26 protein-coding genes are annotated in these 26,310 nt (G+C 69.0%); 9 read left to right on the top strand and 17 right to left on the bottom strand.

The window, feature by feature from the left end; all coding sequences use genetic code 11:
* Positions 1–180: 180 nt before the first annotated feature.
* From ACWAUG_RS04175 to ACWAUG_RS04160, 4 genes are all read left to right on the top strand, one after another.
* Entirely contained in the window at positions 181–1,071 is an 891-nt protein-coding gene (locus ACWAUG_RS04175; RefSeq protein ID WP_298037454.1) for a TIGR01777 family oxidoreductase, read from the top strand.
* A 10-nt stretch (positions 1,072–1,081) separates the two neighbouring features.
* Positions 1,082–1,942, top strand: a complete 861-nt coding sequence (locus ACWAUG_RS04170) for a spermidine synthase (RefSeq protein WP_460801447.1) — start codon at positions 1,082–1,084, stop codon at positions 1,940–1,942.
* 80 nt (positions 1,943–2,022) lie between these two features.
* A complete protein-coding gene (locus ACWAUG_RS04165; RefSeq protein WP_298037451.1) occupies positions 2,023–2,556 on the top strand; it encodes a hypothetical protein in 534 nt (177 codons plus the stop codon).
* 53 nt (positions 2,557–2,609) lie between these two features.
* The gene (locus ACWAUG_RS04160; protein ID WP_460801445.1) at positions 2,610–3,098 is read left to right on the top strand and encodes a SprT-like domain-containing protein; all 489 of its coding nucleotides are present in this window, start codon (positions 2,610–2,612) and stop codon (positions 3,096–3,098) included.
* Between the two features lie 215 nt (positions 3,099–3,313).
* Here the strand turns inward: ACWAUG_RS04160 and ACWAUG_RS04155 are convergent, their stop codons facing one another.
* Complete coding sequence (locus tag ACWAUG_RS04155; protein ID WP_460801443.1) at positions 3,314–3,985, bottom strand: 2-phosphosulfolactate phosphatase; 672 nt, start codon at positions 3,983–3,985, stop codon at positions 3,314–3,316.
* A 119-nt stretch (positions 3,986–4,104) separates the two neighbouring features.
* On the opposite strand from ACWAUG_RS04155, the gene ACWAUG_RS04150 reads away from it, so the two are divergent.
* Positions 4,105–4,572 (top strand): hypothetical protein, encoded by a 468-nt coding sequence (locus ACWAUG_RS04150; RefSeq protein WP_298037446.1) that lies wholly within the window; start codon positions 4,105–4,107, stop codon positions 4,570–4,572.
* A gap of 1 nt (position 4,573) precedes the next feature.
* Positions 4,574–4,762 carry a helix-turn-helix transcriptional regulator gene (locus ACWAUG_RS04145; RefSeq protein WP_298037445.1) on the top strand — a complete coding sequence of 63 codons (189 nt, stop codon included), beginning with the start codon at positions 4,574–4,576 and terminating at the stop codon, positions 4,760–4,762.
* A gap of 118 nt (positions 4,763–4,880) precedes the next feature.
* Here ACWAUG_RS04145 and ACWAUG_RS04140 read toward each other — a convergent pair whose 3' ends face one another.
* The 8 genes from ACWAUG_RS04140 to ACWAUG_RS04105 form a co-directional block, all read right to left on the bottom strand.
* The gene (locus ACWAUG_RS04140; RefSeq protein WP_460801441.1) at positions 4,881–6,341 is read right to left on the bottom strand and encodes an ABC transporter permease; all 1,461 of its coding nucleotides are present in this window, start codon (positions 6,339–6,341) and stop codon (positions 4,881–4,883) included.
* Positions 6,338–7,099, bottom strand: a complete 762-nt coding sequence (locus ACWAUG_RS04135) for an ABC transporter ATP-binding protein (protein WP_298037443.1) — start codon at positions 7,097–7,099, stop codon at positions 6,338–6,340. The genes ACWAUG_RS04140 and ACWAUG_RS04135 overlap by 4 nt, the downstream gene beginning before the upstream one ends.
* A 101-nt stretch (positions 7,100–7,200) precedes the next feature.
* A complete protein-coding gene (locus tag ACWAUG_RS04130; RefSeq protein ID WP_298037442.1) occupies positions 7,201–7,836 on the bottom strand; it encodes a response regulator in 636 nt (211 codons plus the stop codon).
* Positions 7,833–9,014: a sensor histidine kinase gene (locus ACWAUG_RS04125; RefSeq protein ID WP_298037441.1), complete on the bottom strand. Its 1,182-nt coding sequence runs from the start codon at positions 9,012–9,014 to the stop codon at positions 7,833–7,835. Before ACWAUG_RS04125 ends, ACWAUG_RS04130 begins: the two co-directional genes overlap by 4 nt.
* Before the next feature lie 60 nt (positions 9,015–9,074).
* A complete protein-coding gene (locus ACWAUG_RS04120) occupies positions 9,075–10,223 on the bottom strand; it encodes an AMP-binding protein (RefSeq protein WP_460801439.1) in 1,149 nt (382 codons plus the stop codon).
* Positions 10,224–10,238: 15 nt separating this feature from the next.
* Positions 10,239–11,138 carry a 1,4-dihydroxy-2-naphthoyl-CoA synthase gene (locus tag ACWAUG_RS04115; RefSeq protein WP_298037439.1) on the bottom strand — a complete coding sequence of 300 codons (900 nt, stop codon included), beginning with the start codon at positions 11,136–11,138 and terminating at the stop codon, positions 10,239–10,241.
* 9 nt (positions 11,139–11,147) lie between these two features.
* Entirely contained in the window at positions 11,148–12,134 is a 987-nt protein-coding gene (locus tag ACWAUG_RS04110) for a permease prefix domain 1-containing protein (RefSeq protein ID WP_460801437.1), read from the bottom strand.
* A gap of 1 nt (position 12,135) precedes the next feature.
* The gene (locus ACWAUG_RS04105; RefSeq protein ID WP_460801435.1) at positions 12,136–12,468 is read right to left on the bottom strand and encodes a PadR family transcriptional regulator; all 333 of its coding nucleotides are present in this window, start codon (positions 12,466–12,468) and stop codon (positions 12,136–12,138) included.
* 172 nt (positions 12,469–12,640) lie between these two features.
* On the opposite strand from ACWAUG_RS04105, the gene ACWAUG_RS04100 reads away from it, so the two are divergent.
* Complete coding sequence (locus ACWAUG_RS04100; RefSeq protein WP_460801433.1) at positions 12,641–13,618, top strand: o-succinylbenzoate synthase; 978 nt, start codon at positions 12,641–12,643, stop codon at positions 13,616–13,618.
* An 18-nt stretch (positions 13,619–13,636) separates the two neighbouring features.
* Here the strand turns inward: ACWAUG_RS04100 and ACWAUG_RS04095 are convergent, their stop codons facing one another.
* Positions 13,637–14,263, bottom strand: a complete 627-nt coding sequence (locus ACWAUG_RS04095) for a TetR/AcrR family transcriptional regulator (RefSeq protein WP_460801431.1) — start codon at positions 14,261–14,263, stop codon at positions 13,637–13,639.
* A 114-nt stretch (positions 14,264–14,377) separates the two neighbouring features.
* Between ACWAUG_RS04095 and ACWAUG_RS04090 the strand changes: the two genes are divergently transcribed.
* Together ACWAUG_RS04090 and ACWAUG_RS04085 are read left to right on the top strand one after the other, a co-directional pair.
* On the top strand, positions 14,378–17,131 hold the full coding sequence (locus tag ACWAUG_RS04090; protein ID WP_460801429.1) for an MMPL family transporter: 2,754 nt from the start codon (positions 14,378–14,380) through the stop codon (positions 17,129–17,131).
* Positions 17,128–19,161, top strand: a complete 2,034-nt coding sequence (locus tag ACWAUG_RS04085) for a YhgE/Pip domain-containing protein (RefSeq protein WP_460801427.1) — start codon at positions 17,128–17,130, stop codon at positions 19,159–19,161. Before ACWAUG_RS04090 ends, ACWAUG_RS04085 begins: the two co-directional genes overlap by 4 nt.
* A gap of 310 nt (positions 19,162–19,471) precedes the next feature.
* Here the strand turns inward: ACWAUG_RS04085 and ccsB are convergent, their stop codons facing one another.
* From ccsB to ACWAUG_RS04050, 7 genes are all read right to left on the bottom strand, one after another.
* Positions 19,472–20,437 carry a c-type cytochrome biogenesis protein CcsB gene (gene ccsB, locus ACWAUG_RS04080; protein ID WP_460801426.1) on the bottom strand — a complete coding sequence of 322 codons (966 nt, stop codon included), beginning with the start codon at positions 20,435–20,437 and terminating at the stop codon, positions 19,472–19,474.
* Positions 20,438–20,446: 9 nt separating this feature from the next.
* Entirely contained in the window at positions 20,447–22,114 is a 1,668-nt protein-coding gene (resB, locus tag ACWAUG_RS04075; protein WP_460801424.1) for a cytochrome c biogenesis protein ResB, read from the bottom strand.
* Between the two features lie 34 nt (positions 22,115–22,148).
* Positions 22,149–22,916: a cytochrome c biogenesis CcdA family protein gene (locus ACWAUG_RS04070; RefSeq protein WP_460801423.1), complete on the bottom strand. Its 768-nt coding sequence runs from the start codon at positions 22,914–22,916 to the stop codon at positions 22,149–22,151.
* Entirely contained in the window at positions 22,913–23,473 is a 561-nt protein-coding gene (locus ACWAUG_RS04065; protein ID WP_460801421.1) for a TlpA family protein disulfide reductase, read from the bottom strand. The genes ACWAUG_RS04070 and ACWAUG_RS04065 overlap by 4 nt, the downstream gene beginning before the upstream one ends.
* Before the next feature lie 211 nt (positions 23,474–23,684).
* Complete coding sequence (locus tag ACWAUG_RS04060) at positions 23,685–24,914, bottom strand: hypothetical protein (protein ID WP_460801420.1); 1,230 nt, start codon at positions 24,912–24,914, stop codon at positions 23,685–23,687.
* 285 nt (positions 24,915–25,199) lie between these two features.
* Positions 25,200–25,823 (bottom strand): histidine phosphatase family protein, encoded by a 624-nt coding sequence (locus ACWAUG_RS04055; protein WP_460801418.1) that lies wholly within the window; start codon positions 25,821–25,823, stop codon positions 25,200–25,202.
* A 39-nt stretch (positions 25,824–25,862) separates the two neighbouring features.
* Positions 25,863–26,168, bottom strand: a complete 306-nt coding sequence (locus tag ACWAUG_RS04050) for a DUF5684 domain-containing protein (protein WP_460801527.1) — start codon at positions 26,166–26,168, stop codon at positions 25,863–25,865.
* Positions 26,169–26,310: the final 142 nt, after the last annotated feature.

The raw sequence follows: 26,310 nt of genomic DNA, 5'->3' as shown, positions 1-26,310 counted from the left end.
ACGCTGGGAGCGTCATCGTCCCCAGTGCACGGTGATCCTTAGAAGCTACCCAGCGCGCACTCAGAATCCAAACGTCTGCGTGTTTCGATCCGATATCGACGGTGTGAATGTTTGTTTCGGGGCACTCATCGGCGGCGTCCGATGCCCCTGATAGCGTCGAAGACGACGCGAGGAGACGCGATGCGCATTCTGCTGGCCGGGGCCTCCGGACTGATCGGCACGGCCGTGGCCCGGCACGCCGATGCGCACGAGGTGCGGCGTCTCGTGCGACGCACCCCCGGTGCCGACGAATACGCGTGGGATCCGGCATCCGGCGCCCTCCCCTCAGAGGCCGTCGCCTGGGCCGATGCGATCATCAGCCTGTCGGGCGCAAGCCTGTCGCGGCTGCCCTGGACGAAGAAGTACCGCAAGCAGATCCTGCGCAGCCGGGTGGATGCCACGACGACGATCGCCCGGGCGATCGCAGCCTCCGATGCCCCGCCGAAAGCATGGGTCTCGGGATCGGCCGTCGGCTTCTACGGCGACCGCCCCGGCGAGCCCCTCACCGAGGAATCACCCCGCGGCGCGGGCTACCTCGCCGACGTCGTCGGCGCGTGGGAAGAAGCCACCGAACCGGCGGAGCGCACAACACGCGTCGTGCACGCCCGCACAGGCCTCGTGCTCGCCGCCGACGGAGCTCTGAAACCGCTCATGCTGACGACGCGCTTCGGCCTCGGTGCGACCGTCGGCACAGGAACGCAGCACTGGCCATGGATCGCCCTCGCCGACGAGGCCCGCGCCCTCCTGCATCTGGCCGCAGAATCCTCACTCTCCGGCGCAGTGAACCTCGTCGCCCCGGCATCCGCAACATCGCGACAGGTGACGACCGGACTCGCCCGCGCCCTCAGCCGCCCGTATCGTCTACGTCTGCCGGCCTTCGCACTCCGCGCCGGCATGGGCCTCGCCGCCGAAGAGCTCCTGCTCGCCGATCAACAGGTGCTCCCGAGCCGCCTGAACGACGACGGGTTCCGATTCGAGCATCCGGCCCTCGACGAGGCCATCGCCGCAGCAGTCGCCCCGACGCGCGCCTAAGCTCAAGAGCATGGGACGCATCCGCGCTCGAGATGTCGAGCACCCTGAAGCACGCCTCGACCACGGGGGCACGGCGCAAATCATCCCCTCGGAGTTCACGAACGGATTCGAACTCGTCGTCGACGGCACGCCGCAGTCCCACGTCGACCTCGATGACCCCACCCACCTGCACTTCGAATACGTCGTCCGCATGGGCGCCGTCATCGACCAGCTTCCGGCCGGCCCGCTCACCGCGGTGCACCTCGGCGCCGGTGCGCTCACCGTGCCGCGCTACGTCGAAGCCACCCGCCCCGGCTCGCGCCAGCAGGTCATCGAGCTGGAAGCGCCGCTGGCGGCCCTCGTGCGCGAACACCTGCCGCTGCCGCGCGCAGCCTCGATCCGGATGCGCATCGGCGATGCCCGCGCCGGCGCCCAGAAGCTCCCGCCCGCTCTGCGCGGCACCTGCGACCTCATCGTCTCCGACGTCTACTCCGGCGCGCAGACGCCCGCGCACCTGACGAGCCTCGAGTTCTACCGCGAACTCGCGACCCTCCTCTCCGCGACCGGGGTGCTCCTGGTCAACGTCGCCGATGGCCCCGGCCTCGCCTTCGCCCGCCGGCAGGTCGCGACAATCCAACAGGCCTTCGCCGATGTCGCCGTGCTCGCCGACGCCCAGGTGCTCAAGGGACGCCGCTTCGGGAACCTCGTGGTCGCGGCATCCGCCTCGACCCTGCCCACCGAATGGCTCCCCCGCATCCTCGCCGCCGGCCCCCACCCCGCGAAAATCGCCCAGGGCCCCGAAGTACGCGCCTTCGCACAGAACGCGACCGTCGTCACCGACGCCGACGCCGTCGCCTCCCCGAAGCCGGACGCATCGATCTTCCTGCGCTGAAATCCCCCACAAGGTGTGCCGTTCGGCCCGTCTGAGCAACGGCCGGGCAGACTGGGGGAAGCACCGCGGAAGGAGAGCACATGGGTTACATCAAGGGGTACGACTCAGAGACTCTTCGCGAACAGGTCGACCCGGCCGAGTGCGCTGAACGACTGGCCGAGATCGAGGCTCAACGGAGCCTTCCCGCCCTGCTGGAACGGGTATGGCTGCTCAAGGTCCTCGGCCGTCTCGACGAAGCCCTCGCGCTGTCGGATGAATCGGTGCGCGTCGCCCGCATGGCCGGAACCCGCAAGGACGTCCTGCGCTCGCGCGTGCTCCACGCGACCATCCTCCAGTACCGCGGAGCCCACGCCGCAGCCGAGCAGGAACTCGCCACGTGCGCGTCCGAAGCCGAGGGGCAGAACTGGGTCGGCATCGCCGCCTTCGCCCACCATCACCACGGACGCAACGCCTACGAGGCGGGCGACTTCGACCAGGCCCGCGACAGCTTCAAGCAAGCCCTGTTCCTGCGCCGCGAGGCCGGCGCGCCCGACACCGAGCTCGAGACGGCACTGCTGGCGATCGAAGCCGCCGAACGGCGCCGCAGCGGTGCACTGGTGACCCCCGTCTACTGAACCGTCACGCGCGGAAACGCGCGAATGTCGGCGCTCTGGCTTAGCCTGATCTCATGGCGGATCTCGACCGTGTGCGCACCTGGGGCGAAGCGCTGATCCGGTTGCATCTCGACGACACCTGGTCGTTCGGGTTCGACCACGCGAAGCGCCGGGCCGGTCAGTGCGATTTTCGGGCCAAGCGCATCACCGTATCGCGCTACCTCGCCGCACGTTTCGAGGACGACGACATCCACCAGGTGCTGCTGCACGAAGTCGCCCACGCGCTCGCCGGGCACAAGGCCGCGCACGGACCGAAGTGGAAGACCGTCGCCGCCGAGATCGGTTACGTCGGCGGCACCACCCACCACGGCGAAACAGCCGAAGAGCTCGCTCCCTGGGTGGGAACCTGCCCCTCCGGCCACACCACCTACCGGCACCGCCGCCCCACCCGCGCCACGTCGTGCGCGAAATGTTCGAAGTCGTTCGACGCCCGGCACGCCTTCACCTGGGTGCGGCGCGAAATCACGCTGGCCACGAAGCTCGCTGCACAGACACCCCGCTAGGAACGGCGGGGCCCCGGCCATGGTCCACCGCGCGTCGCCGTCCCCTCCTGGGTTACTTGGTTGTTTGCACAACTCAGGAGAACTTCTGCACTTCCGCGGTTCTGCGCTGCAGATCACGTCGGGGGCGCCGATTCTCCTGAGTTGTGCAACGGATTGGGGGGGCAAGGACTCTGCCGTCCCGCTCCGTGTGGGCGCCGGAGGCCGAGGTCCCTCCTTCAAGCGAAGGCGACGAACACACCGTCCGCGAGCACGGGAACGGCCTCGGTGGCGTCCGTCTCAGCGGCGGCCTTCGGCTCGGTCGGGGTGATTCCCGCGGCCAGCATCCGCTCGGTGGCGAGCTGTCCGCCGGCTCCCGAGACGAGCTCCTTGCCCGATCCGGATGCCGTCAGCAGATGCCGAACCGCGCGGCTGAGCCCGCGGGCGGCTTCGCACGATGCCGCCGCCTCGGGAGACGTGTGGTCGGCGCCGAGGTCGCTGAGCGCGGCGATGATCGCGCCGGCGCCGAGCTGATCCTCGACGGCGAAGCGCAGGCCATCGCCCGCGCGCTCCCCCGCGGCGATGACCGACACCGAGGTGCGGGCCTGGCGGCGGTTCTGGATCTCGAGCACGGTCCGTGCGACGGCTGATGCGTTGCGCAGCGATCCGAGGAGGACCGTGGCACCAGGCACGGCTGCCGCGGCCTCTGCGACGGCTGCCCCGTTCGGCGACCATTCGCGGGCGCCGGCGAGTTCGACGTTCTGGCCGGATGCCACAGCATCCGTCACGGTGGACGAGAACCGCAGCACGTCGACGACGACGATCACGTCGGCGGGCGCGAGGCGGTCGAGACCGGCAACGCCCCACTCGAAACGGACCTGGTACGACGACTGGTCGAAGGGGTGCGACATGCTCTCAGCCTAGAAGAGCCGCACCCGCGGCTCACATCGCATGACGCCGTGTTGCGTCAAGCACGTTTGACATGTCAAGCTAACCATACATGTCAAGCACGCTTCACCACGGAGGCATCATGAACACCGCACAGAAGCCGCACACTGGTTGGGGACGCACGAAGTTCGCCGGCGGCCGTACCCCCGCGCTGGCGATCGCGATCCCCGTCGGCATCCTCATCGCCGCCGCGGCGAGCCTCATCGGCCTCGCCTCGGGGGTCATCCCCGACAAGATCGCTCTGCTGGGAACCGCGGTCCTCGCGCTCTGCCTGTCCGCCCCCTGTATCGCGTTGGTCTACGCCCTCGTCGTCGACCGCAGCACGCTGCGCGATGCGACCGAGCGCCCGGAGGAGTCCGTCGAGACGCGCTGGCTCGACCAGGCGTCCGAAGGCGCGTTCCGCGACACGATCCTCATCACCGGACTCGCTCTCACCGGCATCGCGTTGGCCGGGCTCCGCTTCGACGCCATGTGGGCGCTGATGGGTGTGCTCGTCGTAGCGCTGCTGAGCTGCGGCATCCGGTACCTCATCGCGAAGCGGCAGGGCTGAGATGGAGAACTCGCTTCAGGTTCGGCGCCAGGAGCGCGGATGGTCGCAGCAGCGCCTCGCCGATGAGCTCGGCGTCTCGCGCCAGACGATCATCTCGATCGAGCGCGGACGGTTCGATCCGTCGCTCCCCCTCGCGTTCCGCCTCGCCGCGACCTTCGGATGCACGATCGAGGACATGTTCACCCCGTAGCCCGTCCCTCCCACCGCCTAGCCCCGCTTTGCCGCCGACGCCCCGTCTTCCGGGCGCCCCACGACGGGCGCTCGGCGCGAAGACGGGGGCTCGGCGACAGGAGGGATGCGGGAAGACGTCAGTCCACGGCGAGCGCCTCGACGGGTGCGACGCGGGTGGCGAGCCGGGTCGGCGCGGCCGAGGCGATCAGCGTGAGCAGCGCAGCGGCGACGGCGATCACGACGACCGGGATCCACGGCACGGCAGGCGCCACGAGCCCGGCGGTCTGCTCGAAATCCGGAGGCATTCGTACAGATCCCAGCAGCGACTGCGCCGCCACCCACCCGTAGCCGACGCCGAGCACGAGCCCCGTCGCGGTGGCCGTCACGGTGATGTGCACCGCCTCGAGCAGGATCATCCGCCGCACCTGCGCGTTCGACAGCCCCACGGCCCGCAGCAGCCCAAGTTCCCGGCGGCGCTGCACCACCCCGATCGTGAGCAGGTTGACCAGCCCGACCGCGGCGATCGCCGCCGAGACGCCGACGAGCACCATCATGACCGTCGCGAATCCGTCCATGATGAGTGCGAACTGCGGGTCCAGTGCACCGCCGGCCGCCGCGGCGAGCAGCCTCTTCACCGACTCCAGCGCGACGGCGAACATCGTCACGAGCGTCACGCCCATCACGACGCCGATCGCCATCCGGCTCGACCGCTCCGGATACCGCAGCGCGTTCTCCGCCGCGAGCCGTGCGACCGCCGACCGCCCGAACATGCGCCCGACGAGACGCAGCAGCGGCGGCATCACCCGCACCGCGGCGAGCGCGATACCGGTGAACGACGCGAGCCCGCCGAAGAAGGCCACGATGACGCCGAGCGGGGTGATCAGTCCGACGAGCACGCCGCCCACGAGCAGCGCGACGCCGAGGACCACGAGCACCAGCGCCGTGATGTGACGCACGGGCCTGGCCGCGGCATCCTCGTGCGTGCGCTCGACGGACCCGCCGATCGCCTGCAGCGGCGTCACCGTCAGCACCCGACGAGATCCGGCCCACGCCGCTGCCCAGGTAGTGATGGCCACCGCGAAGGCCGGCACGAGGAAGAGCGGCTGCCCCAGTGAGAAGCCTTCGACGGATGCCACGAAACGCTCGGCGAGGGCGATCCCGGATGCCGCGACGCCCAGTCCGACGACGACACCGGCCGCTGCACCGATAACCCCGACGACGAGACCCTGCCGGGCGACCTCGGAGCGCTGCGCGCGGGCGCTCGAACCGATCAGCCGCAGCAGGGCGATGCGCCGAGTGCGTCCGGCGACGATGGTCGAGAAGGTGTTGGCGGTGACGATCGCTGCGACGTACATCGCCACCCCGATCAGCAGCACCGACAGGATTCCGACGACCACGGCGAGTGTGCCGCTGTCCCCGATGTACGGGTTCTGCGAAAGCATCCGTCCGCTGTAGTCGGTCGCCGCCAGCAGAACGACGCCGAACGATGCCGAGAGAGCAGCGACGAGGATGCTCGCGCCCATCCCCCGCTCGCTCAGCCAGCCGAACCGCGGTCCGGTCGCCGAGCTCTCGGGGACGACCGCCGTCACAGCGCTCATGCCGTCACCTCCGCGGCGAGCATGTGCGCCGCGATCTGCTCGGCGCTCTGGCGCGGCCGGTCGGCGACGATGCGTCCGTCGCCGAGGAACAGCACCCGGTCGGCATGGCTCGCCGCGATCGCGTCATGGGTGACCATCGCGATCGACTGTCCCTGCTGACTGCTCGCCTCGGCGAGTAGCTTCAGCACCTCACGGCCGGAACGCGAGTCGAGGTTGCCGGTCGGCTCGTCGGCGAAGACGAGGTCGGGTGCCGTGGCGAGCGCACGTGCGATCGCAACCCGCTGCTGCTGTCCGCCGGAGAGCTCGTGCGGGCGGTGACCGAGCCGCGCGGCGAGCCCGAGACGCTCGACCAGTCCGTCGATGCGAGCCCTCTCCAGCGCAGTCGGCCGCCGGCCGTCGAGCTCGAACGGCAGGAGGATGTTCGCTCTGGCATCGAGCGTCGGCACGAGGTTGAACGACTGGAAGATGAACCCGACGCGGCGCCGACGCAGAATCGTCAGCTCGAGGTCGCCGAGGCCGGTGATGTCGGTGTCCCCGATCCATACGCGTCCGTCAGTGGGCGCATCCAGGCCCGCCATGATGTGCATGAGCGTGGACTTGCCCGATCCCGACGGCCCCATGATCGCGGTGAACTGGCCCTGGCGGATGCCGACGCTCACCCCGTCGAGGGCGGTGACGGCGCCGTGGCCCGTGCCATAGGTCTTCGTGAGGTTCTGGACACGGGCGGCGAGCCCGAGGTCGGTGGTCGTGATCTCCATGCATCCGACGCTACGAATCGCGGATGCTGCGGCGCATCGCCCGCCCGGAGCATCCGCGTACATCCGGAGGATGATCCCGGACCGGATGCAACGGGAACGGCTCAGGCCAGCCCGTGCTCGAAAGCGAACACGACCAGCTGCACCCGATCGCGCAGCGACAGCTTCGTGAGGATGCGACTGATGTGCGTCTTCACGGTCGCCTCACTGAGGTATTCGCGCCCCGCGATCTCGGCGTTGGACAGTCCGCGGGCGGCGAGGGCGAAGATCTCCCGTTCGCGGTCGGTGAGGGCTGCGAACGACTCCGGCACGGGGCGCGTCTGCGGCGTGAAGTGCGCGAACAGCTCACGGGTGGCGGATGCGGCGATCACACTCGATCCGGAGTGCACCGTGCGGATCGCGGCGAGCAGGAATTCCGGATCGGCGTCCTTCAGGAGGAAGCCGCTCGCGCCCTGCCGGATCGCCCGCGCTGCGGCTTCGTCGAGGTCGAACGTGGTGAGCATGACGATGCGCGGGGCGTCGGATGCCTCGAGCATCCGGGCGGTGGCGGTCAAGCCGTCCATGACCGGCATCCGGATGTCCATGAGCACGACGTCGGGCCGAGAGCCTGCGACGAGACGGAGGGCCTCCTCGCCGTCGCCCGCCTCGGCGACGACCTCCATGTCGGGCTGGGATCCGACGAGCATGCGGATGCCGGCGCGGAACAGCGCCTGGTCGTCGACGAGCATCACCCGGATCATTCGGCGTCTCCAATCGGCAGCATCCCTCGCACCACGAACTCCTCTTCCCCGCTCTCGGCGGTCACGGTGCCGCCCACCAGTTGTGCGCGTTCGCGCATGCCGATGAGGCCGTGGCCGCTACCGCCCGCGTCGCCAGGACCGACCGGGTTGCGCACCGCGAACTCCACGCGCTCGGGCAGCCACGCCAGGGAGACGTCGACCGTGTCACCGGCGCCGTGCCGGATCGCGTTCGTCAGCGCCTCCTGCAGGATGCGATAGACGGCGAGTTGAATCGCCGCCGGCGGCTCGGACTGCGGGGTCGGGTCGACCGTGACGCGCAGATCGCGGCCGGACTGCCGCACCTGCGCATAGACCTGCTCGAGATCGGCGAGCATCGGCTGCGGACCGTCGCCCTGGCGGTGGCGCAGCTGTGTGAGCAGCATCCGCACGTCCGACAGCGCGGCGCGCGCCGTCTCCGAGACGGTCCCGAGGGTATCGACGGCGATCGCCGGGTCGGATGCCGCGGCATAACGCGCCCCATCGGACTGCGCGATGATCACGGCCAGGGAATGCGCCACGACGTCGTGCATGTCCCGGGCGATCGCGACCCGTTCCTGTTCCTCGGCGGCTGCGAGCTCGGCGAGCGACTGGGCCTCGCGGCTCGCGCGCCAGCGCAGCACCATCCGCCAGCCGAAACCGCCCATCCAGGGCGCGATGAGGGCGAGCATCACGACGACGACGAAGACGAGAATGGTCGCGGTGAGGCTCGCCAGCCCCTCTGTGCCGAGGAACAGCCCGTGGACGAGGATCATGTAGACGACGGCGACGACACCGCCGCCCGCGGCCGAGGCGAGCCCCGCCCACATGATGCGTCGCGATCCCCACGCGGCGGTCGCGAAGAGCACGCCGAGGATCGCCAGGTTGATCGGCAGTGGCTGCAGCCCCGCCGCCATCTGCACGATCGCGCCTGCCCAGGCCGCGGCGAGCGCGACCCCCGGGGCGATGCGGCCGACGGCGAGACCGCCGAACTGCAGGATCGACGAGACGATGAGGGCGACGACGGCCACGACCTCGGGGATGGTGGTGCTCAGCGCGCCCGGCGCGTAGAAGGCGAACGAGATCGACGTCAACGCCCCGAACAGCGCGAGCGATGCGACGAGGTCGACGACGAGCCTGGCGTGGGACGGCGGACGGATCACGTTCTCACGCTACGCGAGGGCGGATGCCGCGGCATCCGTCTTGCGATGTATCTGTCGTGCTCAGCGCGGGCCGGCGACCGCCCGCCGGATCGTCTCACGGTCGGGTTTCCCGGATGCGAGGGTCGGAATCTCATCGACGAGGATGAGCCGTGCGGGGCGCGCGTGCTTGCCGATCCCGTCGGCGACCGCCTGCCGCGCGTGCTCGAGCTGTTCGGCCTCGGTGCGACGCAGTGCCTCGCCGCGCGCGGCGACGATGACGGATGCTTCGCCCCACCGAGGATCCTCAATGCCGACGACGACCGCCCCGGCGAGACCGGGGATGTTCCGGACGACCCGCTCGACCCGGTCGAGCGACACGTTGATGCCGCCGGAGACGATGACGTTGTCGGCGCGGCCGTGCACGCGCACGACGCCGTCCTCCACGATGCCGAGGTCGCCGGTGCGATACCAGCGGATGCCGTGCGCATCTCGGACGAAGATGCGATCGGTGCGCTCGGGATCGCCCAGGTACCCGTCGGCGAGCATGGGGCCGGCGATCTGCAGCTCGCCGTCGACTGTTCGCACCGCGGCCGTGTCGAGCGGGATGCCGTCGTACACGCATCCGCCACTCGTCTCGCTGGAGCCGTACGTGCGCACGATCCGCACGCCCAGCTCCGCCGCGCGCTCGCGGATCGGCTCGGGCAGGGCCTGGCCTCCGACGAGGATCGCCGAATAGGCGGTGAGGGATGCTCGCACCGCGGTTTCGTCCGCGGCATCCAGCAGCGTCGAAAGCTGCGCCGGCACGAGCGAGGTGAACAGGGCGTCGTCCGCTCCCCCCTCGCGGACGAGGGACAGCGTCGCCTCGGCGAAGGCCAGCGGGGAGAACTTTCCGCTCAGCACGTTCGGCTCGGTGCCCGAGAGGATCGATCGGGTCAGCACCTGCAGCCCCGCGACATAGGAGGCGGGAAGCGCGAGCAGCCAGCGTCCTGCGCCGACGCGCGCAGCGGTCGCTTCGGCTCCCGCGCGCAGCGCCTCGGCGGAGAGCATGACCCGCTTCGGAACACCCGTCGATCCGGACGTCGCGATCACCACGGCGACGCCTTCCGACACCGTCGTGGACTCACCCCCGAGCATCCCGAGCCCGATCGCCGGGCCGCCGTCGAGCGCGCGAGCCAGCGCATCGCGCAGAACGACAGCATCATCGGATGCCACGGGGATCAGCTCTGGCATGACCGTGCCCGCCGATCAGAAGTGGTACGGGAACGCCGACCAGTCGGCGTCGCGCTTCTCGAGGAACGAGTCGCGGCCCTCGACGGCCTCGTCTGTCCCGTAGGCGAGACGTGTCGCCTCGCCGGCGAACACCTGCTGGCCGACCATGCCGTCATCGACCGCGTTGAAGGCGAACTTCAGCATGCGGATCGCCGTGGGTGACTTCGTCAGCACGGTGCGCGCCATCTTCAGCGCCTCGCGCTCGAGTTCGGCGTGCGGGACGACGCGGTTGACCGCGCCCATCTCGTAGGCGCGCTGCGCGGAGTACTCCTCGGCGAGGAAGAACACCTCGCGGGCGATCTTCTGCCCGGTCTGGCGAGCCATGTACGCCGAGCCGTATCCGGCGTCGAAGCTTCCGACGTCAGCATCCGTCTGCTTGAACTTCGCCTCTTCTGCCGACGCGATCGACAGATCGCAGACGATGTGCAGCGAGTGCCCGCCACCGGCCGCCCACCCGGGGATGACCGCGATGACGACCTTCGGCATGAAGCGGATCAGCCGCTGCACCTCGAGGATGTGCAGACGCCCCGCACGGGCGGTGTCGTGCACCTCGGTCGTCGACTCGGAGTACTTGTAGCCGTCGCGCCCGCGGATGCGCTGGTCGCCTCCCGAGCAGAACGCCCAGCCGCCGTCCTTCGGACTCGGACCGTTGCCGGTGAGGAGCACTGCGCCGATCTTCGGATCCTGCCGGGCGATGTCGAGCGCCCGGTGCAGCTCGTCGACCGTGTGCGGGCGGAACGCGTTGCGCACCTCGGGGCGGTTGAAGGCGATGCGGGCGACGCCGCCGTCGTGCGTGACGTGCGCGGTGATGTCGGTGTAGTGCTCGGCACCGGGCGCGAGCACCCATTCCGCGGGATCGAAGAGATCGGAGACCATGATCCCAGCCTACGCGCGCGCCGCGCGGCGGGTCTTGCGCCAGCCGTCGATCGCATCCCACGCCGAGATGCCGACGATGACGAATCCGGTGAGCACGGCGAGGATGCGCAGCACGCCGCCCTGCTCAGCGGCGCCGGCATCTCCTGCCGCGAACCCGTCCCCGCCGGCCTCGACGACGAAGGCGAGGAACTCGGGGTTCACGAGCTCACCGCGCACGAGCAGCGTGAGCCCCCAGCTGACGAAGAGCACCGCGAGTGCCGTGTTCACGATCGCGGCGCCGACGCTCCAGCGGCCCCGCGCCCACACGACGACGGCGAGGACGGCTTCGGCCGCGAGCAGCGCGAAGAGCCCCGCCACCCACCACGGCCACAGATCCGGGTTGAGGATCGGCAGCGCCTCGCCGTCGGCGAGGACGAACCCGCGCAGGCGATCCCAGACAATCGCGCCGGCGAGGATCACGACCATGACGATCGAGGCGATCGCATCACTGCGGCCGCTTCCGGATGCTTCGGGCTCGGCGAGCATGTCGACGTTCCAGACCGCTCCGGTGTCGGCGCCGGTGCGTTCGAGCACCGCGAAGACGAGCGTGGTCCAGAACACCAGGTGGACGATAACGCTGATTCCGACGGAGACCGTCTGGCCGATGATCTCGCCGATCGGCGCGTTCGAGATCGTCGTTCCGAGCGCCACTGCTCCGGCAACGCAGATCGGCACGATCCACAGCAGCAGCTTCAGCAGCCGCAACCAGGTCAGGTAGTAGCGCGGTCCGATGAGGTGCAGCGGCCGGTCGGCGTAGCCCGCGGCGAGCGCGGCAGGGTCGCCGAGGTCGGCGAGGACGGCGCGCTCGGCGTCGGCCGGATCGTCGCCCTGGTCGATGCGCGCGTCGACGGCATCCGCGATGGATGCCTGCAGCTCGACGCGCACGTCGTCCTGGGTCTGCGGCGGCAGGGTCTTCGCGACGGCGGCGATGTATCGCTCGGTGTACGTGCTGGGCATGTCAGTTCTCCTCTTCGGTGAGGGCGGCGATCGCCTGCGTGAGGGCGACCCATTCGGTGGTGAGGGTGTCGGCGAGGGCGGCGCCCTCGGTCGAGGTGCGGTAGAACTTGCGGGGCCTGGCCTCATCGGTGTTCCACTCGCTCGTGAGGAAGCCCTGCTTCTCGAGCCGGCGCAGCAACGGGTAGAGCGTGTTCGCGTCGGTGGTGAAGCCGAGTCGTTCGAGCTGCTCGAGCAGACCGTAGCCGTACCCGGGCGCGCGCAGCAGCTGCAGGCAGGCGAGCACCACGGTTCCGCGGCGCAGTTCCTGCAGATGCGTGTCGGTCACTTCATTCATGTCTCACACCTTACCGTGTGAGACACACTATGGCAATGGATGTTTTCTCCCCTTCTCCCCCGTCCCGGGCTTCAGGCGAGACCGCCCGCCCCGACTACCCTCGACACGCCACGGCCGGGCGATTCGGTGCGAGGTTCGGCGCGAGGCGGCAGGTCGGGGTGACAATGGGCACATGCTCCCCGCGCTGGAAGACCTGCTCGCCACCGCCCGCGTCGTCACCCTGCCGATGACCACCCGGTTCCGCGGGGTGACCACTCGCGAGGCGCTCCTATTCGAGGGCCCGAAGGGGTGGGCGGAGTTCTCGCCCTTCGTCGAGTACGACGATGCCGAGGCCGCAACCTGGCTCGCGGCGGCGATCGACTACGCATGGAACGAGCAGCCCGCACCGCACCGCGCGAGCATCCGCGTCAATGCCACCGTCCCGGCGGTCGACGCGGCGGACGTCCCCCGAATCCTCGCCCGTTTCCCCGGATGCCGCACCGCCAAGGTGAAGGTCGCCGACCCCGGCCAGCACCTCGCCGACGACATCGCCCGCGTGCGCGCCGTGCGCGAGGTACTCGGCCCGGAGGGGCGCGTGCGCATCGACGCCAATGCGGCATGGACCGTGGATGAGGCCGAACGCGCCCTGCACGCACTCGCCGAGTTCGACCTCGAGTACGCCGAGCAGCCCTGTGCCACCGTCGCCGAGCTCGCCGAGCTGCGTGCGCGGGTGAAGTACATGGATATCCCGATCGCCGCCGACGAGAGCGTGCGCAAGGCCGAGGACCCGATCGCCGTGGCCCGCGCCGGCGCCGCCGACCTCGTCATCATCAAGGCGCAGCCGCTGGGCGGCATCGGCCGCGCCCTCGACATCGTCGCCGAGGCGGGCCTGCCCGCGGTGGTCTCCAGCGCTCTCGACACCGCCGTGGGCCTGAGCCAGGGCGCGGCGCTCGCGGCCGCGCTCCCCGCGCTCGACTTCGACTGCGGCCTGGGCACCGGCGCGCTGTTCATCGAGGACGTCGCCGACCTCGTGCCCCTGGATGGAGCGATCCCGGCGGGACGTGTGATCCCGGATGCTGCGCGACTCGACCGGCTCGCGGCATCCGATGACCGGCGCGACGCGTGGCTGGACCGCCTGACCCGCTGCCACGCCCTGCTCGCGCCGCGCTGACGGATCAGCCCTGAGGGATCAGGGCTCGCAGACGATGAGCTCCACGAGGCGTCCGAGCATGGCGCCTCCCGTGTCCTGCATCTGGCTCTCGGAGAGGCCACCGATCGCCCCGATCACCATGGCATCGCCCCACACGCTCATGAGGATGCGCGCGGCGGTCTCGACGTCGACGCGCAACGAGAACAGGCCGGCGTCGACGATGCCCCGGATGATCTCCTGGATGCCGTCGACGAGGTCCTTCTCCTGGGCGAGGTAAGCGGCGCCGAACTCCTCATCACGGAGGGCGCGGATGCGGATCTCGCTCATCATGAGGATGCTGAGGCGATCCTCCTCGCCGGATTCGAGCACGCGGCGCACGAGCTCGAAAGCGTCGGCGCCGCTGTGCAGCTCACCGGATTCGGTGAATGCGGCGATGCTGGCGCGCACCTGCACGAGCCGGCGCTCGGCGAAGGCGGACGCCAGCTGGAGGAACAGCTCGTCCTTCGAGACGAAGTTCGAGTAGAAGGCACCGCGGGTGAATCCTGCGCGCTCGCAGATCGCTTCGACGCTGGCGCCTTCCAGGCCGACCTCGGCGAACACCTGGGCGGCAGCGTCGAGCAGCCGCGCACGGGTGTTCTCGCGCCTTTTCGTCACCGGAATCGTCATGCTCCCACTCTCACATCCTGCCCACAGTTTCACACGCCCGACCCGCGTAGGATACAGAGATGTATCGGATACACATCTGTATCCATTCTCCCGTCCGACTCCTCGGAGGATCCTGTGTCCACACTCCTGTCGTCCCTCGGACGCTGGTCGTTCCGCCACCCCTGGCGCGTCCTCGCCGCCTGGCTCATCGTCCTCGCCCTCGCCGGCGGTGGCGCCCTGTTCCTCCAGAAGGGCACGGACAACTCCTTCACGATCCCCGGCACCGAGGCGCAGGAGGGCATCGAGCAGCTCGGCCGCTCGTTCCCGCAGGTGAGCGGCACGAACGCGCAGTTCATCGTCGTCGCCGCCGACGGCGACTCGATCACGGATGCCGCCTATCGTGAGCCGATCGAGGATGCCGTCGATGAGCTCGCCGACCTCAAGGGCGCCCTGGCCGTCACCTCCCCCTACGACGAGATGATCGAGGGGATGGTCAACGAGTCCGAGACCGCCGCGATCGTCCAGCTGCAGTTCGACGGCCAGTCCACCGACGTCTCGGATGAGACGAAGGACGCTCTCACCGCCGCCGTCGACGCGCTGCGCGACGAACTGCCCGCCGGCACCGAGCTCAAGCTCGGCGGCGACCTGTTCGCGATCTCGATCCCGGGCGTGACCCTCACCGAGGCCGTGGGCCTGGTGATCGCCCTGCTCGTCCTCGTCGTGACGTTCCGCTCGTTCGTCGTCGCGGGCCTCCCGCTGCTGACCGCCGTCCTCGGCGTCGGCATCTCGATCGCCGGCATCTACGCCGCGACCGCCTTCTCGACCATCTCCTCCACGACCCCGCTGCTCGCGCTCATGCTCGGGCTCGCGGTCGGCATCGACTACGCGCTGTTCATCATGGCGCGCCACCAGGACCAGGTCCGCGAGGGCGTCGCCCCCGAGGAATCGGCATCCCGGGCTGTGGGAACCGCGGGATCGGCCGTCGTCTTCGCCGGCATCACTGTGCTCATCGCCCTGATCGGCCTCGGTTTCGCCGGCATCCCGTTCCTGACGACCATGGGCATCGCGGCATCCGTCGCCGTCGCCTTCGGCGTTCTCATCTCGGTGACTCTGACGCCCGCCGTGCTCGGCTTCCTCGGCATGCGCATCGTCGGCCGTCCGAAGAAGGCCCCGAAGAGCACCGCGAAGGCACCGCGCCGCGGCTTCTCCGATCGCTGGGTCGGCGGGGTGACGAAGCATCCGGTGCTCGTCTCGCTCGCTGTCATCCTCGGCCTCGGGGCCGTCGCGATCCCGGCGCTCAGCCTCAACCTCGCGCTCCCCAACGCCGGCGTGCTCGCCCCCGACGACGAAGCGCGCCAGAGCTACGACCTCGTCGCCGAGGAGTTCGGACCCGGATTCAACGGTCCGCTCGTGCTCACCGGCACGATCGTCACCTCCACCGATCCTCTGGGCCTCATGGAAGACCTCGGGGATGCCGTCGCCGAGATCCCCGGCGTCAAGGAGGTCGCGCTCGCCACCCCGAACGAGACCGCCGATACGGGCATCGTTCAGGTGATCCCCGAGACCGCCCCGGATGACCCGGCCACCGCCGATGTGGTGCGCGAACTGCGCTCGCACCACGACGAATGGCTCGAGGAGTTCGGCATCGACATCAAGGTCACCGGCTTCACCGCCGTCGCGATCGATATCTCCGACCAGCTCGGCGCAGCGCTGCTGCCCTTCGGCATCTTCGTCATCGGCCTGTCTCTCGTGCTGCTGACGATCGTGTTCCGCTCGATCTGGGTGCCCGTCACCGCCGCCCTCGGATACCTGCTGTCGATCGTCGCCGCCTTCGGCGTCGTCGGCGCCGTGTTCTCCTGGGGCTGGGCGGCAGACCTCCTGCACGTCGCGAAGGTCGGTCCGATCATCAGCTTCATGCCGATCATCCTCATGGGCGTGCTGTTCGGCCTCGCGATGGACTACCAGGTCTTCCTCGTCTCGCGCATGCGCGAGGACTTCGTCCACGACCCCGACGCCAAATCCCCTGACCGCGCAGCGCGGCGGGCAGCCGCGAAGCGCGCCGTGCGCAGCGGATTCACCGGATCGGCGAAGGTCGTCACGGCCGCCGGTCTCATCATGTTCGCCGTGTTCGTCGCGTTCGTGCCCGAGGGTGACTCGTCGCTCAAGCCGATCGCGCTCGGCCTCGCCGCCGGCATCGCGATCGATGCCTTCCTCGTGCGCATGACACTGATCCCCGCGCTCATGGCGCTGCTGGGCGAGAAGGCGTGGGAGATCCCCGCCTGGCTCGAGAAGATCCTGCCCAGCGTCGACATCGAGGGAGAGGCCGTCGAGCGCGAGCGCCACCTCGAGGCATGGCCCGGCGACGGCTCGCTCGTCGCCGCCGACGACCTCGTGCTCAGCGGCGATGCTCCCCTCATCGAGGGGCTGTCACTGCGCCTCGCCCCCGGGCAGGCTCTCATCGTCGACGGCCGCGGCCGTGCCGCTCGCCGTGCGCTCGCCCTCGCGATCTCCGGACGCCTGACCCCCGAATCCGGGCTGCTGCGCGTCGACGGCCACCTGCTGCCCGGCCGGGCGGCCTGGGTGCGCGGACGCGTCGGCCTCGTCCTCGTCGACGACCCGGATGCTGCGCTGCTCGACCTGCAGGAGGCCCTGCGCGGCACGTCCGAGCTCGTCGTCATCGACAGCATCGACCGTTTCACCGGCGCCCAGCGTGATCAGGCCACGGCCATGCTGCGGGACGCCGCCGCACGGCGCGAGCTCGCCGTGCTCGCCACGGCATCCGATGCTGGCACCGCGCGCATCATCCTCACCGAGGCGTCCTGGCCGACGCCCGACTTCCTCGACGCCGCGGCGTCGCCCGCACACCACGACTCCGAGGTGACCGCATGACCCTCCCCATCGAACGCGCCCGCTCCCGCAAGCCCGTCACCTGGCTGACGCTGCTGGGCGTGCTGCTGCTGCCCGCCATCATCGGGGGCATCCTCGTCGCCGCGCTGCAGAACCCGACCGATCGCCTCGACAGCATGACCGCGGCGATCGTCAACCTCGACGAGCCCGTCACGATCGACGACCAGTACACCCCTCTCGGGCGCCAGCTCTCCTCGGGCCTCGTCGAAGGCTCGGACGACCTCGACTCCAACCTCACCTGGGTCATCTCCAACGAGGACGACGCCGCCGATGGCCTCGCCACCGGCAAGTACCAGGCGGTCGTCACGATCCCCGCCGAGTTCTCCGCCGCGGCGACCTCCGCCGGTCAGGCGTTCACCGGCGAGGGGACCCCCGAGCAGGCGACCATCTCCGTCACCACCCCCGACGACGCCCTGATCGCCGACGACCTCATCACCTCGCAGATCGCCTCGGCCGCGGCATCCAGCCTCGGCACCATGCTCTCGGAGGCCACCCTCGAGAACGTGCTCGTCGGGTTCACGACCATCGGCGATCAGATCGGTGAAGCGGCCTCCGGGGCCCTCGAGCTCGCCGACGGAGCGCGCAGCGCAGCAGACGGCGCAGCAGAGCTCCCGGGCGGCGCGACCCAGCTCGCCGACGGCGCAACCCAGCTCGGCAGCGGGGCGAACGACCTAGCCGCCGGCCTCGGCACGATCGGCTCGGGAACCCGTTCCGCCGCCGCCGGCGCCGGTGAGCTCGGCGCCGGCCTCACCCAGGGCGCCGCAGCTCTGGAGGCCCCCGACGGCGACCTGAACAAGCTCGTCGGTGCGGCATCGGCCGCAGCCGGGTACGCGCAGACCGCGGCGGACTCCACCCTCTCGGCAGCGACGACCCTCGGCGGGGCCGCCGCATCGCTCCGCGGAAATGCAGCGGGCCTCAGCGACCTGGCACGGGAATGCGACCCCGCTGCCGCCGGTGAAGACTTCTGCAACCGGCTCGCCGCCAGCGCCACCGCCATCGACGCCGACGCACAGACCGTGGGCGGTGCGGAAAAATCCGTACGCGACGCGGCAGCGGCAGCGGGCTACGCGAACGGCCACATCGACGGCGTCTCCACCGGCGTCGCGGCGCTCCCGTCCACGTTCGCCGCCCAGTTGCGCACGGCCGGCGCCGGTGCGACTTCTCTTGCCGGTGCGCTCACGCAGCTGGCCGACGGCGTCGACCAGTCCGCGAGCGGCGCATCCGCTCTGTCCACCGGCGCAACCGCGCTCGGCGACGGCGCCACCCAGCTCTCCGAGGGCGCGACGACCCTCGCCGAGGGCCTCGACGCCCTCGCCACAGGAACCGGCGACCTCGCCGGCGGCCTGCGCACGGCATCCGAGCAGCTCCCCTCGTTCACCGACGAGGAATCGACCTCGATCGCCTCGGTGATCGCCGATCCGGTGTCCTCCGACGCCGGTGGAAGCACGATCTTCGGCCCGACCGCGATCCCGCTGCTCGCCGCCGTCGCACTGTGGTTCGGGGGCCTCGCCTCGTTCCTCGTGATGCGTGCGCACACCGCCCGCACGCTGACCTCGCGTCGCGCCTCGGGAGCCCTTGCCCTGCGTGCCTTCGCCCCGGCGGCCCTCCTCGGCGCCGGTCAGGGCGTGCTCGTCGCTCTCATCGTGCAGTTCGTCGCGAAGTACGACGCCGCCGCCTGGTGGGCGTTCGCCGGCACCGCCGTCATCGCCGGCATCGCCTTCGCCGCCGTGAACCAGGCCCTCGTCGCCGTCTTCGGCGGCATCGGCCGTTGGATCAGCGCCCTGGTGGGTGTGGTCGCGGTCGCCACCGGCCTCATCTCCACTGTTCCCGGATGGCTGATGTCGATCAGCGCGGCCCTGCCCACGGCGCCGGCGTTCACCGGCCTCATCGCCGGCAACGGCGCGGCCGTGGCGGCGCTCATCGTGTGGGCGGTGCTGGCCCTGGTCGTCACGACCCTCGTGGTGGCCCTGCGCCGCACGACCTCGGCGAAGGCTGTGCTCGCCCAGGCGTAGCATCCGTCCCGCTCACTGAAGATCCCCCGGAACGCATCCGCTCCGGGGGATCTTCTGTTTGCGCTCGTGCCGGATGCCGCATGCCGGCCCCGGCCCGTGTGCCGCCCGTCGGACAGCAGCCCCGGCTCACGGCGTGTCCCGGCCGGCAGGGCCCTCGCAGCACCGGCACAGGCCCCGAAGAATCCGACTGACGGCACCACACCGACCACACACCGACCGCGCATACCCCGCCGAAACGGCGAACCGCCCGGAGACGATCGTCTCCGGGCGGTTCCTCCACGGCGCTGCCGACCGGCAGCCACGGCGCGACTCAGCTGAGGCCGCTGTACGCGTGCAGTCCCTTGAAGAACACGTTCACGATCGTGAAGTTGAAGATCACGGCGCTGAAGCCGACGATCGACAGCCAGGCCGACGGGTTGCCGCGCCAACCGCGCGTCGCGCGGGCGTGGATGTATCCGGCGTAGAGCACCCAGACGATGAAGGTCCAGGTCTCCTTGACGTCGAAGCCCCAGTAGCGGCCCCAGGCATCCTGCGCCCAGATGGCGCCGGCGATCAGCGTGAAGGTCCAGAAGATGAACCCGACGATCGCGAAACGGAACGCCATCCCCTCGAGCTTCTCCGCACCGGGCAGGGTGCTCATGAACTTCAGCCCCGGCTTCTCGGCCTTCTCTGCCAGACGGCGCTCCCGCCGCGACTGCAGCAGCTGCAGGACCGACAGTCCGAACGCGAGCGCGAAGAATGCGGTCGCGAGCGAGGCGACGAACACGTGGATGACCAGCCAGACGCTCTTGAGCGCATCGGGGAGCGGCACGACGCCGACGTAGAAGCTCAGCCCCGCGGTGCCCATGAGGATCACGACGAGCCCCGTGATCAACGTGCCGAGGAAGCGCAGATCGACCCGGGTGAGGACCAGCAGGTAGACGAAGACGATGAGGAGCGTTCCCGTCATCGCGAACTCGTACAGGTTGGCCCACGGCACGCGCTCGGCCGCGATCCCGCGCATGACCGTCGCTCCCAGGTGCAGGAGGAAGGCGATCACCGTCAGCGTCGTGCCGATGCGCGCCATGACGTATCGCGGCTTGGCGGGCGTCTTCGCGCCCTGCACGATCGGCGCGCCGGATGCTCCGGCGCCCACCAGCGCGGACTCGCGCTCGAAGCGCGCATCGGCGCTGACCTCCGAACGGCGGGCGAGATCGAACGCGTAGGCGACGAACGCGCCGGCGTAGATCGCGATCGCTGTCCAGATGAACAGGATCGAGAGGGAATCGAGGTCCATGGTCCCAGTCTACTTTCGGGGGGTTTCTGCGGAATCGAGGAGCCGTGCGTGGCCGGCGGCGAGGTCGTCGACGGCGGCGGCGAGCGTGGGATCCTCACCGCGGGCGAGGCCCGCGTACTCGAGGGTGATCGCGCCGTCCTCGGCGGTGGCCTTGACCCACATGCGCCGGCGGGGCACGAAGAGGGCGATCATCAGTCCGGCGAGGGCGAGCAGCGCGAAGACCAGCACCCAGACGGCGGATGCATCGTGGTGGATCTGCAGCGAGGCGAACCGTTTCACGGAGTCGAGGTAGTCGGTCGAACCGGCCGGCGCCTCGTTCTCGAAGGTGACGGTTCCTCGCCCATCGGGCAGCTCTGCCGTCTCGCCGGGCTGCAGCTCGATCGATTCGACGCCGCTGCCGTCGCCGACGATCGGCGTGAGCTCCTCGGTGTCGAGCACGTACACCGAGCGGGGCGTTCCGCCGTCGATGCCGAGGTCGCCCTCGTAGACGCGCAGCGTCAGCACGGGGTTGTACAGATCGCCGTAGATCGAGGTGTACGCCCCGGACTCGAGCTGGGCGACGGTCGGGTAGAAGAACGCGGCGATGCCGAGCTGCTCGGGCATGCCGTCGGTGACCTTGATGACGCCGAGCGAGGTGAGGTTGGTGTCCTGCGGGAGGAACGGGACCGAGTTGCGGAAGACGATCTCGTCATCGGCGTTGCGCACCGTGATGGTCGGCGCGTATCCGTTGCCGAGGAGATAGATCTTGTCTCCGGCGATGTCGAGCGGGTGGTTGACGCGCACGGCGTCATCCCACGTGTCGCCCTCTTCGCGCACGCTGACATTCGCCGCGAACCCGCCGGCCTGGCCGGAGGCCGCGCTGCCGTACTCCTCATAGGTGACGTCGAAGGAGTTGAGCGTCATGGCGTACGGCTCGAGCGCCTCATCGCTGACGAAACGTCCGCGGTTCATGGATTCGTAGTCGAGCAGCGTGTTGACGAAGGTCTGTCCCTCGACGACCACGCGCTGGCCCGTGTAGGCGAAGCTGCCGCCGATGCCGACGGTGATGAGCACGCCGACGAGGGCCAAGTGGAAGACCAGGTTGCCGGTCTCACGCCAATATCCGCGCTCGGCCGACACCGACCAGGTGCGCCCGCGGTCGTACCGCTCGACACGGTAGCCGAGTGCTTTGAGCTGCTTCTGGGCGACCTCGATCGACCGGGCGGCCTCGGCGTCGGCATCCGCTGCCTCACGCGTCGCCTCCCGGTGGTCTTCGAGGCGCTTCAGGCGCGCCGGCGTGCGCGGCGGCCGCGCCTGCAGCGCGGTGATGTGGTGCTTGATGCGCGGAAGCACGCAACCGACCAGCGAGATGAACAGCAGCAGGTAGATCGCCGAGAACCACGGTGACAGGTAGACATCGAACAGGTCCATCGCGTCGAGCACGGGGAACAGGTCGGGGTTCTCGCTCTGCCACTGCGTGACGCCGTTGGGATCGGCCATGCGCTGCGGGAAGATCGACCCGGGAATCGCTGCGACCGCCAGCACGAGCAGCAGGATGATCGCCGTGCGCATCGACGTCAGCTGACGCCAGCCCCAGCGCAGCCAGCCGACGACACCGAGACGCGGCTGGATGATCGCCCCGCCGTCGCTGTTGACGTGGTCGGAGGGGCGCAGCGGATCAGTGGATTCGGTTTTCACAGCATCCTTGTTCTTGTCTTCAGAGGCGGCGTTCTCAGAGCGGGAGGTTGACACTGCCCATCACCGCCGTCAACCGCGACATGATCTCGGTCCACAACCCGGTGACCATGAGCAGGCCAAGTGCGATGAGCAGGGCACCGCCGATGATGTTCACGATACGGATGTGGCGGCGCAGGAACCCGACCGCCTTCGTCGCCCAGCCGAAACCGAGCGCGACGAGCAGGAACGGGATGCCGAGGCCGAGGCTGTACGCCAGACCGAGCAGACCTGCGCGCACGGGATCGCCGAGAGTCCAGGAGACGGCGGTGATGGCCGCGAGTGTCGGCCCGATGCACGGAGCCCAGCCGATGCCGAGGGCAAAGCCGAGCAAGGGCGCGCCGATGAGACCGGTTCTCGAGTTGACCTGCAGCCGGACCTCCCGCTGCATGAATCCGAATAATCCCACGAAGACGAGCCCCATCGCGATGATCACGATGCCCAGAATGCGGGTGATCAGCTCGCCCCATTGCAGGAAGAACACCGATGCTGCGCCACCGATGGCCGTGAAGGCGATGAAGACGACGCTGAAGCCGAGGATAAACAGCAGCACGCCGAGGACCAGACGGCCACGGGCGGGTTTGCTCCCCGAGCCTGCCGACGTTCCCGAAACTCCACGCGGCGCCGCCGCACCACCGAGAAAACCGAGGTATCCCGGCACGAGCGGCAGCACACAGGGCGAGAGAAAGGACACGAGTCCGGCGAGCATGGCGACCGGAATCGCCAGCCAGAGGGCTCCAGAGCCGATCAGCTCCTGAGTGTTCACGCGCTCTCCGCGAGCGCGTCTCCCACGAGGGTGGAGAGGATGCTCGGTCCATCGAGCTGGCCGATGATCCGAGCCGCAACGCGCCCCTGCTTATCAAGAACGAGCGTGGTCGGCGTCGCTTGGATCGGGGTGACCTTCGCGAACGCGAGCTTCGCATCGCCGGAGTCGACATCGATGAGGCTCGGGTAGGTGATGCCATACTCTTCGGCGAATGCGCGAGCAGTGTCGGGCTGATCGTAGGTGTTGACCCCGACGAAGGACACATCCTGGTCTTCGTACTGTTGCCAGACCGCCTCGAGATCTTTCGCTTCGACTCGGCAGGGCCCACAGGCTGCGTACCAGAAGTTGACGACGGTCACATCTCCGGCGATCTCAGAGCTGGTGAACTCGTCGCCGTGCTCGGTTACTCCCGCGAACTCGACGGGCTCCCCGCGCTCATCGGGTGCGATCTCGCTCACCGTCAGCTCAGCGGAGATGTAGCCCTTGTCGCTACCTTCGAGGTACTGCTGGGCGACCGAGTCCGGCGCACACGCGCTCAGAGCGACAGCAGACAGCACGGCGAACGCGGCTCCGATTATTCGACGCGAACGTCGAGTAATGGAGAGGCGGCTGTCACGATTCGTCGATGCGAGAGGCACTCCCCCAGTTTAGGCTCGAGACCCTATGGGTGCTCTGGATGCTGGAAGCCATCTCTGGCGCGGTCTCGTATCCGGCCAAACGACAGACGGCCCGCCCTCGAAAGGGCGGGCCGTCTGATCTGCTGTCAGCTCAAGCGCGACGTACGCGGCGGATGCTGAGCGCGATTCCACCGGCAACGAGCAAGGCAGCACCCATCAGGCCGTAAGGCATGAGGTCGGCGCCACCCGTGGCCGCAAGGCCACCGTCAGCGGAGGGTTCGCGCGGCGCGGCCGGCTGCGCGGGGTCCGTCGGCTCGGTCGGAACCGTGGGCTCGGCCGGCTCGGTCGGGTCCGTGGGTTCCGTCGCCTCGGGCGACTCAGTCGGGTCTGTGGGATCCGTCGGCTCGGTCGGATCCGTCGGATCCGTCGGCTCGGTCGGGTCCGTCGGCTCGGTCGGCTCGGTCGGGTCCGTCGGCGGCTCACATCCCGGGGCAGCGGTCGGGTTGTTGCCGAAGTTTGTCGCGGGAATGCTGACGAAACCGTCACCCTCTCCCAGGTCCCACTTCAGCGAGGCAGAGGATCCATCGATGTTGTCCTGCATGTACAGACGGAATGCGTTCGTGGAGCTTGCGCAGACCTGGCCGACATCTGTGCTGACCGCTACCGGAAAGTCGATCCCGCTCGCCTGGTTGACCGCAGTCTGCGCTTCACCGCGGAACTCCAGGTTCGCGAACGATTCGTCCGCAGACGCCAGGAATGCCATGTACTCGGCACGCTCCTGGCCAGACAGATCCTCGTTGCTCGCGCGGATGATGATCTCACCGCTGGCGACAGCAGGAAGGAAGAGGTAGCCCTCGAGAATGTACAGATCCGAGGTGTGCCGGTTGTTCGTGCCGACACCGCAGGTTGGCGCAGTGACATCAGTGACGAGCGGAGTCGTCACGACGCACTCATCACCATTGCTGGGCCACGGTGATTCGCTCGGAAGATCCGGGAGACCATCAGCGTCGGTTCCGGAGAAGATCGAAGCGAGCAGGTTGGGTGTACCGTGCGTGCGACCGTGGCAGTCGAAGGGCTCAACCGCGACCGAAGCGTCCGAGATATTCTCTGCCGGAGCGGTCACCGCGGTTGCCTCACAGGCCTGCGGCGTTCCGCCTCCTGCTTTGATCGCCTGGTAGTTGGCCGTCTCGCTCGGGTACCAGGTGCCCGGGATGTCGGCACAACGCGTGCCCGACTCATTGCCTGTGGTGAGGTTCGTGAACCCGCACTCAATACTCATCGCGCGAACATCGAGCTCGCCGTTAGCCGCGGCTGCCGCCGGCTGCGCCGAGCCGAATACGAGGAACGTCGTGGCCAGCAGCAGAGCGCCTAGGCCCGCCACCAACCTTCTGAATCGCTCGGATTTTCGTGATAAGACGCGATCATTCATGACCCGCCCCCCCCTCAGATTTGGACGCCAACCCTCCCCGGGAGGCCATACCACGGTAGAGGATCCTTAGGCAATAGTCGAATTGCCAGACCTACTAGCACAACGTCTAGACCGGATTGGAGTCGTGGCCAGGTCGGGGCTGTCCCTCGTGGCGCGCGAAAGCCGCCGCCGGGCAGGTGGCCCCTCGTTCGCCGTCCAGGAATGGATCGTTCGCCGTCCAGGAAGGGAGCGCCCGAGTCAGACTGCGCCGAGGTCGATTCCCTGCGATGCGGGCTCGGCGTACGCGACCTCTCGCCAAACATCACCGACGCGCTCGAACGAGGTCACGCTCGACAGAGCACAACGCCGGGTTCGAGGATCGTGCGGCAATCGCAGCCCTGCCACATGCAGGTGCGTCACCCAGATCGGAGCCTGATGAGACACGATGACCGCATCGCCACCGACGGTGTCATCCCAAACGCCGTTCATCGCCTGCTCCATGCGCTCAGCGATCGAGAAGTAAGGCTCGCCCCAACTGGGCACTGACGGCCGACGCAGATGCCACCAGTTGCGAGGGTCGCGCAGCGAGCGCCGCATCTGGGTGCCTTCGAACACGTTCGTCGGCTCGATGACCCGCTCATCGATGACAGCATCCAGCCCGAAGACTTCCGTGAACGGCTCGGCCGACTCCTGTGCCCGCTGCAGCGGCGAGCTACGCAGCGAAGTCACCGGTCGCCCCAGATCAGCGATGTGTTCGGCCGCGGCATGCGCCATCTGCCTGCCCGCTTCGCTCAGCCGGTAGTGCGGAAGTCGCCCGTAGAGCACACGGGTGGGATTGTGAACTTCGCCGTGGCGGACGAGATGAAGGCGTTCGGCGGGCATACTGCTCAGTCTAGGGATGCCCCGGCATCGTGGCGTCGTTCAGACGCGGCGGTACTGCGCGGAGCCGAACCCGATGATCAGGTGCCCAATGACAGGGAACAACCACAGCAGGAAGAACGAGAAGACACCACCCTTGCCGAAATTAGCGCCTTCTTTGACCGCTACGACGATGGCGAAGACGATGTTCACGATCGGGATGAGATACAGCAGCACGAACCAGCCGCTCATCCCGGCAATCTTCACGAGGATGATCCAGTTGACGATCGGGATCAGCGCGAGGATGCCCGGATAGCCCGCCTTCGCGAACACCTTCCACATCGTGATCGCGTAGATCACGTAAATCACGATGCTCAATAGGACTGAGCTCGTCGAGAACACCTGTTCGGTAACCAGATTCAAATCCACGGGTTCGCTCCTATGCGTGAGTGGCGCTATCGGCCAGTTACGACGGAGTCTATCCGGACGACACCTACTGGCTCATCGGTCA

Source organism: Microbacterium sp. GXF6406 (genome assembly GCF_054798215.1).
Note: the sequence above shows the minus strand (reverse complement) of the source record. Positions and strands in the feature narration are given on the sequence as shown.